This is a genomic window from Photorhabdus aballayi (assembly GCF_026153155.1).
Lineage (GTDB): Bacteria > Pseudomonadota > Gammaproteobacteria > Enterobacterales > Enterobacteriaceae > Photorhabdus > Photorhabdus luminescens.
The window spans coordinates 226,616-238,624 of sequence record NZ_JAPFCD010000001.1 but is presented as its reverse complement, the minus strand read 5'-3'; the positions used below and the strand labels follow the sequence as shown (position 1 = coordinate 238,624).

Annotated in this window: 11 protein-coding genes, 2 tRNA genes and 1 other RNA gene; 13 read left to right on the top strand and 1 reads right to left on the bottom strand. The window is 43.8% G+C overall.

Translation table 11 applies throughout. From position 1 onward, the window contains the following. Positions 1-352: 352 nt before the first annotated feature. Positions 353-1,378 (bottom strand): two-component system response regulator RssB, encoded by a 1,026-nt coding sequence (rssB, locus tag OO184_RS00900; protein WP_049581413.1) that lies wholly within the window; start codon positions 1,376-1,378, stop codon positions 353-355. A gap of 163 nt (positions 1,379-1,541) precedes the next feature. On the opposite strand from rssB, the gene OO184_RS00895 reads away from it, so the two are divergent. The 13 genes from OO184_RS00895 (at position 1,542) to OO184_RS00835 (ending at position 11,850) form a co-directional block, all read left to right on the top strand. Continuing rightward, positions 1,542-2,084 carry a YchJ family protein gene (locus OO184_RS00895; protein ID WP_265377583.1) on the top strand — a complete coding sequence of 181 codons (543 nt, stop codon included), beginning with the start codon at positions 1,542-1,544 and terminating at the stop codon, positions 2,082-2,084. 45 nt (positions 2,085-2,129) lie between these two features. Continuing rightward, positions 2,130-2,978 (top strand): formyltetrahydrofolate deformylase, encoded by an 849-nt coding sequence (purU, locus tag OO184_RS00890; RefSeq protein ID WP_046397232.1) that lies wholly within the window; start codon positions 2,130-2,132, stop codon positions 2,976-2,978. Positions 2,979-3,238: 260 nt separating this feature from the next. Further along, entirely contained in the window at positions 3,239-3,682 is a 444-nt protein-coding gene (locus OO184_RS00885) for a cupin domain-containing protein (RefSeq protein ID WP_265377582.1), read from the top strand. Between the two features lie 253 nt (positions 3,683-3,935). Next, positions 3,936-4,094, top strand: a tRNA-Tyr gene (locus OO184_RS00880). A gap of 148 nt (positions 4,095-4,242) precedes the next feature. After that, positions 4,243-4,327 (top strand) — tRNA-Tyr (locus OO184_RS00875). Positions 4,328-4,511: 184 nt separating this feature from the next. Continuing rightward, positions 4,512-4,659, top strand: a non-coding RNA gene (locus OO184_RS00870) — RtT sRNA. Positions 4,660-5,042: 383 nt separating this feature from the next. After that, complete coding sequence (gene ltnD / locus OO184_RS00865; protein ID WP_265377581.1) at positions 5,043-5,948, top strand: L-threonate dehydrogenase; 906 nt, start codon at positions 5,043-5,045, stop codon at positions 5,946-5,948. Next, positions 5,948-7,225, top strand: a complete 1,278-nt coding sequence (gene otnK, locus OO184_RS00860) for a 3-oxo-tetronate kinase (RefSeq protein WP_265377580.1) — start codon at positions 5,948-5,950, stop codon at positions 7,223-7,225. Before ltnD ends, otnK begins: the two co-directional genes overlap by 1 nt. Beyond that, positions 7,218-7,856 carry a 3-oxo-tetronate 4-phosphate decarboxylase gene (gene otnC, locus OO184_RS00855; protein WP_265377579.1) on the top strand — a complete coding sequence of 213 codons (639 nt, stop codon included), beginning with the start codon at positions 7,218-7,220 and terminating at the stop codon, positions 7,854-7,856. The genes otnK and otnC overlap by 8 nt, the downstream gene beginning before the upstream one ends. 22 nt (positions 7,857-7,878) lie before the next feature. Continuing rightward, the gene (gene otnI / locus OO184_RS00850) at positions 7,879-8,658 is read left to right on the top strand and encodes a 2-oxo-tetronate isomerase (protein WP_265377578.1); all 780 of its coding nucleotides are present in this window, start codon (positions 7,879-7,881) and stop codon (positions 8,656-8,658) included. 12 nt (positions 8,659-8,670) lie between these two features. Beyond that, positions 8,671-9,438: a DeoR/GlpR family DNA-binding transcription regulator gene (locus OO184_RS00845; RefSeq protein ID WP_265377577.1), complete on the top strand. Its 768-nt coding sequence runs from the start codon at positions 8,671-8,673 to the stop codon at positions 9,436-9,438. A gap of 58 nt (positions 9,439-9,496) precedes the next feature. After that, positions 9,497-10,462, top strand: coding sequence for a D-erythronate dehydrogenase (gene denD, locus OO184_RS00840; RefSeq protein WP_265377576.1), 966 nt, complete (start codon positions 9,497-9,499; stop codon positions 10,460-10,462). Between the two features lie 2 nt (positions 10,463-10,464). Beyond that, positions 10,465-11,850: a GntP family permease gene (locus OO184_RS00835; RefSeq protein ID WP_265377575.1), complete on the top strand. Its 1,386-nt coding sequence runs from the start codon at positions 10,465-10,467 to the stop codon at positions 11,848-11,850. Positions 11,851-12,009: the final 159 nt, after the last annotated feature.

Sequence of the window (12,009 nt, the reverse complement as noted above, 5' to 3'; positions counted from 1 at the left end):
TCAACTCAAAATCAGCGACAACTCTTTTAATAAGACGTCATTATTACTGACTATTTCTTGTCAATAAACCGCAAGCCCGAACGGCTCACAGAAACCGATGCATACACAGAGTTCACTGCTTCGTTTACCTATCTGGCTACTCAAAAAGTTATCACTTTTACCTGAGCAGCGCTAAATCCGCTCTTTGTAGTAAAGAGCGGCAAATAAAATAGCCTGATTAGATAGATTTCAAGCATAATAGACGGAGTATATCAGCTAATTCTCTCCGATAAACAGCACCATTCTGTTTAATTACATTATCGTGACCTAATGTTTAAAATCCATTTTAAACAAAATTCCACCTTGGTAATATTCACCCAGAATACATTGAAGAAAGCATCAGATTTATTTGACTATTTGTATTCCAGATCCGACATTGCCATTCAGCACTATGAGAACAAACTTGATTCGAACAAATCGTTTTCAACGTCCCAAGAGGAACACCACTATCTAATTGGATTTGGCGATTACCCGACTTAATACTGGCATGTAACCCTGCGGAGGTGAGCAGAACCGTTTTATTGATTGTATGATAATACCCAAGCAGCAATGGAAATTGCCCTTGTAACCCTGCACCTTCCAACAAGTTATTAATTCTATTTAGAATACCTGCCATACTGGGTAAACGCCGGGAATGGTGGACGATATGCTCCTGTAACAAACTGTTAAATACGACTCTAAGTAATAATGCTGAAATCACACCATACTCTTTTGAACGGCTAATATCCAGACAATAAAAAGCTAATTCATTGTCAGATAACGCCGCCATATCGAGAATCAATCCTGGTTTATCAATCATATTTAATTTTCGGTAATTAACTTTACAGTGAGCGATCACTTGAGAAACCGGAGGTTGTAACTGCTTAAGCATATTTAATGCTTCATCTGAATTATGCTTTAGAGTTAACCAATCTTTATTCAAATTATTCTGTTCAATCGCACCAGACATAAAGACCGTAGGATGTAAATAGGCCAACACCGATTTTTTTATCTCATTAAGATCTGAAACAGGTTTTAATAAAACATCTTTTGCTCCCAAACGAAGCACTTCATCAATTTCGGCCATCTTGTTAGTCGCTGAAATAATAATAACTGGAATACTAATCCCCTCATTCGTCAATTTCGCAATAAATTCAATGCCATTCATAACCGGCATATCTAAATCACATAAAATAAGTTCAATATGAGCTTCGCGTCCTAGCACCTGTAGTGCAACAGCCCCATTAGATGCAACTAATACCTTAGCACCCAACGTTCGCAAGTACCCTGCCAGCAAAGAACAAAAAACAGGTTCGTCCTCTACAATCAGAATTTTTTTGCCTGCCAATGCCTTTTCCATAAATGCGCTTCCTTATCTTAATCTTAATATTGCGACCTTCACCTTTTCTTAGGTACTATCACTCATATTAGTTCAATTAAGTGACTATCATTTGTTCTCTTACGTTTCTTTGCAATAAAAAACCCATAAAAATGGTATTTCACCCTTTACAATTGGAGTTATTTTGACAGAGCTATGTCCTTGTGGTAGCGGAATAGATTTTGCGGATTGCTGTTCCCCTTATCTTCAAAACATAAAAATTGCCCCGACTGCCGAATCACTGATGCGTTCCCGATACAGCGCCTATGTAAAGCACAACGCCGATTATCTTATTACCAGCTGGCATCCTGACTGCCAGGCTGAAAAATGGCGTTTAGATATAGAACAAAGTTTTATTGTTACCCAGTGGCTCGGACTAAATGTCATTACGACGGCAAAAGGCAAAAATGATAACGAAGCCTATGTTGAATTTTCAGCTTGCTTTCTTGATCAGAAATCCCAAGATAAGCAACTTATTCATGAGCGTTCACGTTTTCTTCGTATAGACCAGCGTTGGTACTATATTGACGGTGTAAAACCTATCATTGACGGTATAAAACCTATCATTGACGGTATAAAACCTATCATTGACGGTATAAAACCTATCGACGGCGTAAAACCTCAAATTGGCCGTAATAGCCCCTGCCCATGCGGTTCAGGTAAAAAATACAAAAAATGTTGTGGTTAAGGCCCACAAACAGAAAACGCAAAATATTTAAGGATAATCCTATTCATGCAACATCAACATATACAAAAAAAAATTCTACGCACTATTTGCCCTGATGCCAAAGGACTGATCGCCAAAATTACTAATATTTGTTACAAACACCAACTGAATATAGTTCAGAATAATGAATTCGTCGATCATCGCACAGGCCGCTTTTTCATGCGTACTGAGCTTGAAGGAATTTTCAATGATGAAACATTTCTTGCTGATTTAGATGACGCACTTCCGGTGGGTTCGCAACGGGAATTAAATAGCGCGGGTCGTCGGCGTATTGTTATTATGGTGACAAAAGAAGCGCATTGTCTTGGGGATTTGCTCATGAAAAGCGCTTATGACGGGCTTGATGTTGAAATTGCTGCGGTTATCGGCAACCATGCAACATTACAATCGTTAGTTGAGCAATTTGGCATTCCTTTCCATTTAATCAGTCACGAGGGTTTAACCCGTGAACAACATGATGAAAAACTGATTGCCCAGATTGACCAATACAAACCTGACTACGTGGTATTAGCTAAATACATGCGAGTACTGACACCGGAATTTGTCCAACATTATCCAAATCAAATTATTAACATTCACCACTCCTTTTTACCTGCATTTATCGGGGCGCGTCCTTATCATCAGGCTTATGAGAGAGGGGTAAAAATCATCGGAGCAACAGCGCATTATGTGAATAACAATCTGGATGAAGGTCCAATTATTACTCAGAAGGTCATTAACATAGACCATACATACACTGCTGAAGACATGATGAGAGCGGGCCGGGATGTTGAAAAAAACGCGCTGAGTCATGCTTTATATTGGGTTCTTGCTCAACGAGTTTTTGTTTACGGCAACCGTACTGTCATCCTTTAAAGCTGAATTACCTGGGGCCAAAAAACAGCACACGGTAACTTATTCAAGCATACGCTTTACAGCGGCGATTCATTTGATGTGATCCTAGCCGCTGTAAGCAATAGTAGTACCAGAAAAAATGTCGTTTTCTTTCCCCTCGTTACTCAACACGAACTGAAGTAACCAAATTCTTACTGTATAAGTGTGGGTCTTCCCTGATCATCGTGAGGATGATATGGTTCTCCACAGGTCACTTACTCAATTTATTACAAGGATCTCGCATGCGGCTATCTATTCAAACTTTATCCGTCTTTACCTCTTTTGCTTTGCTCATTGCTCCATTTTTCACTCAAGCACATGACAGCAACACTGCTGCTGGTATTAACGTTGAAAAATTGCTTGAGACTGAAAAGTCTTGGGATGGCGTGTCTTATCAGGAATATCCCAAAGGCACTCCTCAGCTTTCAGTTCTCAAAATTACTATTGCTCCAAATACCAGCCTTGACTGGCATGAACACCCGATACCTAACGCAGCTTATGTGCTGGACGGAGTGTTAACGGCAGAGAAAAAATCCAGTGGCGAAAAACGTCTTTTAAAGGCAGGAGAGGCGGTATCCGAGATGGTTGACAGCGCTCATCGCGGTTACACAGGCAAAGAAGGGGTTACCCTCTTGGTCTTCTACGCAGGGCAAAAAGGAATCCCTCTTTCTAAACCTGTTAAGTAAAAACCGCTCAAGGGGGAAGTGCCCACTGCAATCAACAGTGATACATTTCAAAATCGGGTGAAGTTTCCGAACGGCCGAAGGGAGCAGACGGTAAATAAGTCGTCATAAACAGACGACTTATTTGTTCACAACAGGATCAACAAGGATAAAAAAACAGCACACGGTAACTTATTTGTAAATATATGCTTTACAGCGGCGGCTTATTTGATGTGATTCCGCCCGCTGTAATCTACAGTGATACTTTTCAACATCGGGTGAGGTTCCCGAACGGCCAAAAGGAGCAGACGGTAAATCTGCCGTCACAGACTTCGAGGGTTCGAGTTGAGCGCAGCGAAACAACAATGCGGCGCTTGCGACGCGTTGGCCCGCAGGGCGAGGAACGTAGTGACGAGTCATCCTTCCCCCGCCGCCACTAACAGACGACTTATTTGTTCACAACAGGAGCAACAAGGATAAAAAAACAGCATACGGTAACTTATTTGTAAATATATACTTTACAGCAGCGCCTCATTTGATATGATTCCGCCCGCTTTAAGCAACAGTGATACATTTCAAAATCTGGTGGGGTTCCCGAGCGGCCAAAGGGAGCAGACTGTAAATCTGCCGTCACAGACTTCGAAGGTTCGAATCCTTCCCCCACCACCAAAAATTGCCTTCAAGCCTTACAAACAAACTCAATAAAAACATATTCCTCATTTGGAGGAAGGTCGAAAACCTTCGCCAAAGTTCGAACTTTACAACAGCGGCTCATTTGATGTGATTCCGCCCGCTGTAATCAACAGTGATACATTTCAAAATCGGGTAAAGTTCCCAAATCGGGTAAAGTTCCCAAACGGCCAAAGGGAGCAGACTGTAAATCTACCGTCACAGACTTCGAAGGTTCGAGCTGAGCGCAGCGAAACAACAATGCGGCGCTTGCGACGCGTTGGCCCGTAGGGCGAGGAACGCAGTGACGAGTCATCCTTCCCCCACCACCACAAACATCCTTCAAGCCTTACAAACAAACCTAAATTAACATCCGATACACCCTTATTCCTCCGAAAACAACCTACCTCTATCACATGCCTCTAAATTATCTATTCTTAAACAGATCCAGAGACTAACTAACATCTTCAAAAGAATTCAGCAAAAAGCGCTTACCAACCTTAACGTCCCCACAATCATATTCCCTATCACACCTTTACGTGAAATTTAACATTTCACAACAATCAATTATAAACAATATAAATCAAATAATTACAAGAATAGCTATCGCCAATCAGAGGATTTTCAAATGTGATAACTGTCCTGTATTTGTGAAATTACGTGTGAAATAATGATAAAAAATAACAAATTATAACAACAACACCAGGGAACCATCATGAACCAATCAACACAAAAAATAGGGATTATAGGATTGGGGGCTATGGGTATGGGAATTGCCTGTTCGTTAATACGCGCAGGCATTCCCACATATGGATTTGATTTAAATCCAAAAGCCTGTGACCAGCTTCTGCGAGCGGGCGCTAAAGCGGCAACAACCAACGCAGCAGAATGGGCATCAGAGCTAGATGCCATTTTGCTCGTAGTCGTCAACGGCGATCAAATAGAAAGCATACTGTTCGGGGGCGAAACACCGCTGGTTAGCCGACTAAAAGCCGGTACGATCATTGTGCTTCACAGTACCGTTGCCGCAGAACAAGCTAAAGATTTTGCCCATCGTCTTAGCCAATACAACCTCAACATGTTGGATGCGCCTATTTCAGGCGGCGCACTAAAAGCTGAACAAGGCCAACTCACTGTTATGGCTTCTGGCGAACCCGCATTATTTGAAAAACTAAAGTCTGTATTTGATGCCGCCACCGAACGACTTTATCATGTTGGAAACGAGATTGGTCAAGGATCTACTGTCAAAACAATCCATCAATTACTTGCCGGTATACATATTGCCGCCGCCGCAGAAAGTATGGCATTAGCAGCCAAAGCCGGCATTTCCTTGGAGTTGATGTACGATATTGTAACCCACGCAGCGGGTAACTCTTGGATGTTTGAAAACCGCGTTCCCCATATTCTGGCAGGGGATTACACCGCCAAATCCTCTGTAGATATCTTTGTCAAAGATCTGGGATTGGCATTAGAAACAGGTAAGGATCTGAAATTCCCACTACCATTATCAGCCACTGCACATCAAATGTTCCTTGCCGCCAGTAACGAAGGTTTCGGCCAATGGGATGACAGCGCGGTTATTAAAACATTCAAAGGTATCACTTTACCGGAGAAAAAATAATGACCATTAAATTGGGCGTTATCGCTGATGACTTTACCGGCGCGACCGATATCGCTGGTTTTATGGTGCAAAGCGGCTGGCAAGTCGTCCAGCTACTGGATACACCTGATGAGAATACCGCCATTCCACCGGATATTGATGCTATTGTTATCAGCCTGAAAAACCGCTCCTGCCCGATAGACCAAGCCGTGAATAACGCGGTGAAATCCTGCCGCTGGTTACGTCAGAAAGCCGATTGTCAACAAATATTCTTCAAATACTGCTCAACTTTTGACTCTACCAGCAAAGGCAATATTGGCCCGGTCACTGATGCCCTGATGGATGAACTACAAACAGACATCACGCTGATCTCTCCTGCCCTCCCAATTAATGGGCGAACCGTTGTGCATGGGCATCTATTTGTTAACGGCCAACTGCTTAATGAAAGCGGTATGCAGCACCATCCCGTGACACCAATGACAGATGCCAATCTACTGCGTCTGATGGAACAACAAGCTCAAGGGAAAGCCGATTTGGTGGATCTGGCCTGTGTACACCAGGGAGAACAGGCAATTCGCGTGAGGCTAAATCATTTACAACAACAAAACATACGCTACGCAGTAACAGATACCCTCTCCATGAATGACTTGCTGCCTATTGCCAGAGCGGCATCAGAGCTGAAATTAATCACTGGCGGTTCCGGTCTTGGCGCTGCCCTTGCCAGCACAGACACCGGTAAACCATTGATGCCATGCCAACCAGAAGGAGCAACACCACCCGCCGAGAACAGACGCGCCGTGATCCTTTCTGGCAGTTGTTCTGTCATGACCAACAAACAAGTTGCCCTGTACCAGAAACTGGCCCCTGCTCAATCCCTGAATATTGATTCATGTATCAATGATCCACAATATGCCGAAAAACTGGTTGCGTGGGTTATTCTGCAATCAGAAAACTATCTGGCTCCCATGCTATACGCAACTCAATCCCCAGAAACATTACAGAAAATCCAACAGCAATATGGTGCGGCTACTGCCAGTGAAGCAATAGAAAACACCTTAGCCAGTGTTGTAAAAGGCTTGCGTCAGTTCGGATTCAATACCTTCATTATCGCAGGCGGCGAAACTGCCGGTAAAATAGTACAAAGTCTGGACATTCAACAATTCAGTATCGGTGCGCCAATTGCCCCAGGCGTACCTTGGGTACATGATCAACAACACAATTATTGGCTGGCATTAAAATCAGGCAACTTCGGCGATATTGATTTTTTCCTGCATGTACAGGAGATGTTTCATGAGTGAACAAGCATTACGGACAGAATTAGTCGAATGGGCTCGTTCAATGTTCTACCGGGGTTATAGCAGCGGCGGTGCAGGTAACATCAGCGCCAAACTAAAAGATGGCACGATTATCATCACACCGACCAATTCCAGCTTTGGCGACTTACAAGCTGAGCGCCTGAGTAAGCTGGACGCAGAGGGTAACTGGCTATCTGGCGACAAACCCACAAAAGAAGTTTCCATGCACCTGGCAATGTACCGCAACCGTCCCGAATGCCATGCAGTGGTCCATCTACATTCTCCTTGGTTAACCGCCCTTTCCTGTCTATCCAATCTGGATAAAAGTAACTGCCTGCCACCCATTACACCCTACTATGTAATGCGAGTTGGAAAACTGCCTCTGGTCAAATATCTACCACCAGGAGATGAAAGAATCGGAGAGGAAATTGCGAAGCTGGCCGCAAAACACAACGCAATCCTGCTATCGAACCACGGACCTGTTGTCGGCGGCAAAACTTTACGGCAAGCTTTTTTCAATGCAGAGGAATTGGAAGATACCGCCCGGCTCTATTTAACGTTACTGCCACATGGCTTCACCGCATTAAATGAAGAGCAAGTACAAGAACTTGAAACTCGTTACCCCAAGAATTGAGTAAATAAACAAGGAATTCATCATGGCTAAATTTGCGGCGAACTTGAGCATGATGTTCAACGACGTACCGTTCACAGAACGTTTTGCCCGTGCAGCCAAAGCTGGATTTAAAGGCGTTGAATATCTGTTTCCTTATGAAGTGGCGGTGGAAGAGCTGGCTGTCCTATTAAAACAGCATCAATTAACCCAAGTTCTGTTCAACATGCCCGCCGGAAACTGGGCGGAGGGAGAAAGAGGGATAGCCTCTATTCCTGGCCGTGAAAAAGAATTTGCCGAAGGTGTACAAACCGCGCTGAAATATGCACTGGCGCTGAACTGCAAGCAAGTTCATACAATGGCAGGAAAACTGCATGAACAATTCACGCCAGAACAACAACGCGAATGTTATATCAGAAACATTCAACATGCCGCTGATGTGATGGCAGAACATAACATCAACGTATTAATTGAACCGATTAATACTCGTGATATGCCAAATTACTTCCTGACAACTCAGTATCAAGCAGAAACATTACTCCAAGCCATTGACCGTAAAAATGTTTTTATCCAACTAGATCTTTACCATTGTCAGATCATGGAAGGGGATTTGCTACGCACTATTGAGCGTCTATGGGGCAAATTCAGTCACATCCAGATTGCCTCCGTACCTGAACGCCATGAACCCGATAGCGGCGAAGTGAACTATCCGTGGCTATTTAACAAACTGGATGAAATGGGCTACCAAGGGTGGTTTGGCTGTGAATATCACCCTGCCGGACACACGGAAGATGGTCTGGATTGGTTGACCAAAGCACAGAAATAATCAGGAGAAAATATGCTCCCATCAGAGCGTAGAGACTTTATTTATCGCTACGTACATGAATATCAGACAATTTCTATCAGCGCGCTGGTTAAACTGATGAACGTCTCCCATATGACAGTACGGCGAGACATCCGCGCTCTGGAGGAGGAAGGAAAAGTCATTAGTGTCAGTGGCGGTGTGCAACTTAGTGATGTTTTACGTCAGGAATTGCCCTGGAATGAAAAAGCCCGGCTTAATCATCGTCATAAACGGGAAATTGGTCAATATGCCGTATCTATGGTTGAAGATGGACAAGTGGTCTATCTTGACGCTGGCACCACCACGTTTGAAATTGCCAGAGTTCTAGCTGAGCGTTTTAACCTCACTATCATCACGAATGATTTTTCCATTATCCAGTACCTGATGAACAAACCCCAATTAAATCTGTTCCATACCGGGGGACAAGTAGATAAGAGAAATTATTCCTGTGTTGGTCCTATCGCCGCCATGTTGCTTCGTAACTTGAATGTGGATATTGCCTTTATTAGCACCAGTTCATGGGATCTGGAGCATGGTGTCTCCACACCACATGAAGAAAAAGTTTTAGTCAAACAGGCAGTATTGGAAATCGCCCGCCGCCGTGTTTTGGTTTCTGACAGCAGCAAATATGGCAAATACGGCATGTTTCGCGTCTGCCCGCTTTCGAGTTTGGATGATATTGTCTGTGACAGCCAACTTCCGCCGAACGTGCAGCAACAATTACAAGAACACAATCTGATATTACATACCGTCAGCATATAAGGATCAAAACCCTACCCTAAAGCAAATAGCCCAAAGCTATTGAACAAGGAGAATAGTAATGAAAGTGATAATTACTGGCGGCGCAGGTTTTCTAGGCCAACAACTAGCTAGTGCTTTGTTAAACAACAACCAAACAGTATATTTCGATCAACTCGTATTGACCGATATTCACTGTCCTGTTTCACCAGTTAATGATCCCCGCGTCCAATGTCTGGCTCTGGATTTAACGCAATCAGGAGCTGCGGAAAAGCTGATCGATGAAAACAGTACGGTATTATTCCATCTCGCCGCCATTGTCAGTAGTCACGCTGAAAGCGATTTTGATCTCGGCTTGCAAGTTAACTTTGATGTCACTCGCAGCTTATTAAACGTCGCACGGGCTAAAAATCCAAAATTGAAATTTATTTTCACTAGCTCCTTGGCGGTATTCGGTGGAGAATTACCCGCAACCATTACCGATCAATGTGCGGTTAATCCTCAATCATCCTATGGCGCACAGAAAGCCATGTGTGAATTGATGATTAACGACTACTCCCGCAAAGGATACATTGATGGCCGAGTTCTTCGTCTACCGACAATCAGTATCCGCCCAGGGAAACCAAACAAAGCGGCCTCCTCTTTTGCCAGTGCTATCATCCGTGAGCCTTTGCACGGAGAAAGCAGCATCTGCCCGGTTTCCCGCGATCTGACTTTATGGCTTTCCAGCCCTGAAACCGTGATCCGCAACTTTATACATACAGTTCAAATTCCGGCGGAAAAATTAGGTCTTTCCCGCACAGTTAATTTACCGGGTATTAGTATCACGGTTCAGGACATGATTGATGCGCTGGCTAAGGTTGCCGGGCAGAAAACAGTGGAGCTCATCCGCTTCGAACCAGACGAAAACATTAACCGTATTGTTGCCAGTTGGCCGGGTCACTTCGATATCAGCCGCGGCTTATCACTGGGTTTTCATGCTGATAATACATTCAGTGATGCAATTCGTACTTTTATCACCAATAACCTGTCCCTAACTGGAGGCTAATTATGGAACACTACATTCCGGTCATTGGTCTGGGTGTAGCCGTATTCACATTGATCTTTCTGGTGCTACGCACCCGTGTTCATGCTTTATTAGCAATGCTCATTGCAGCGGCGATCGCCGGGCTCTCTGGCGGCTTAACCGCAGCAAATACCATTGATGTTATGACTAAAGGCTTTGGCTCCACACTAGGCAGTATCGGAATTGTTATCGGTCTGGGGGTCATGATGGGGCGGGTGCTGGAAGTTTCCGGCGCCGCGGAACAGATAGCCTACAGTTTTATCAAATGGTTAGGTAAAAAACGCGAAGAATGGGCATTAGCGATCACCGGTTATATTGTCAGTATTCCGATTTTCGTTGATTCCGCCTTTGTTATCCTCTATCCACTGGCAAAAGCACTCGCGAAAAAAGGAAAACGCAATCTTCTGACACTCGGCGTAGCGCTGGCTGGCGGATTGGTCGTTACCCACCACACTGTCCCGCCAACACCGGGGCCATTGGGGGTTGCCGGCATTTTTGGCGTCGATGTCGGCGCCATGATGTTAACCGGTATGGTTCTGGCGGTGCCTTGCGTTATTGGCATTGTATTTTATGCCAAATGGTTAGCCGTAAAATATCCTGAGTTTCAGCCCATTGATGAAGCAGAAGAAGCTCAAGATCTACAAACAATTCATCAACGCTACATAGAAGAAAAAGCGAACAAACCACTACCGAGTCTATTTCTCTCCCTATTGCCGATTATTGTCCCTATCGTTTTAATCTTCATCAAAGCTATTAATGAACTGCTGTTAAACACTAAAATCTTTACTGGACAAGCAAACAACCTCTATTTCCAGGCATTTGATTTCCTTGGCGCACCCGTTATTGCTTTAGCTATCAGCGTATTGTTAGCGGTTTATACCTTGATGCCAAAAGTCAATAAACATGAAGTGATTGATCGGCTAGAAGAAGGTTTACAGTCCGCCGGTATTATCTTATTAGTGACAGGAGCTGGAGGGGCATTAGGAGCAGTACTGCGTGAAAGTGGTACTGGCGCCATTCTGGCGCAATATATAGCCAACCTACCATTAACACCGGTGCTGATTCCATTCATCATCGCAACACTGGTTCGCTTAATCCAAGGTTCCGGCACTGTGGCTATGATTACCGCCGCTTCCATTTCTGCGCCAATTATTAGTCAAATTCCGGGGATCAACATGCTAATTGCCGCACAAGCAGCAACGATGGGCTCGTTATTCTTCGGTTATTTTAATGACAGCCTATTCTGGGTCGTTAACCGCATGATGGGAATCAAAGATGCCAAACAACAGATGATCGTTTGGTCAATACCAACCACTATTGCATGGGCGATTGGCTTATGTGGCGTCATCATTCTGGATCTGGTGTTATAAAGACGAAATCATTAGCAAAATTACCATTTAGCCTCTTTAAAATTAAGAGGCTAAATTAATACATTGATCATGCTATGAACTTTTATAAAATTTCATTTATCAATCACCGAAATTTTAGCTCAGACTGAAAAACATTACTGCTATTCTTACTATCCTGCG

What these genes read in the sequence shown, in the direction of transcription:
- rssB (WP_049581413.1), bottom strand. Translation starts at nt 1,378, where the DNA reads ATGGAAAAGGCATTGGCAGGCAAAAAAATTCTGATTGTAGAGGACGAA.
- purU (WP_046397232.1), top strand. Translation starts at nt 2,130, where the DNA reads ATGCAACATCAACATATACAAAAAAAAATTCTACGCACTATTTGCCCT.
- OO184_RS00885 (WP_265377582.1), top strand. Translation starts at nt 3,239, where the DNA reads ATGCGGCTATCTATTCAAACTTTATCCGTCTTTACCTCTTTTGCTTTG.
- ltnD (WP_265377581.1), top strand. Translation starts at nt 5,043, where the DNA reads ATGAACCAATCAACACAAAAAATAGGGATTATAGGATTGGGGGCTATG.
- otnK (WP_265377580.1), top strand. Translation starts at nt 5,948, where the DNA reads ATGACCATTAAATTGGGCGTTATCGCTGATGACTTTACCGGCGCGACC.
- otnC (WP_265377579.1), top strand. Translation starts at nt 7,218, where the DNA reads ATGAGTGAACAAGCATTACGGACAGAATTAGTCGAATGGGCTCGTTCA.
- otnI (WP_265377578.1), top strand. Translation starts at nt 7,879, where the DNA reads ATGGCTAAATTTGCGGCGAACTTGAGCATGATGTTCAACGACGTACCG.
- OO184_RS00845 (WP_265377577.1), top strand. Translation starts at nt 8,671, where the DNA reads ATGCTCCCATCAGAGCGTAGAGACTTTATTTATCGCTACGTACATGAA.
- denD (WP_265377576.1), top strand. Translation starts at nt 9,497, where the DNA reads ATGAAAGTGATAATTACTGGCGGCGCAGGTTTTCTAGGCCAACAACTA.
- OO184_RS00835 (WP_265377575.1), top strand. Translation starts at nt 10,465, where the DNA reads ATGGAACACTACATTCCGGTCATTGGTCTGGGTGTAGCCGTATTCACA.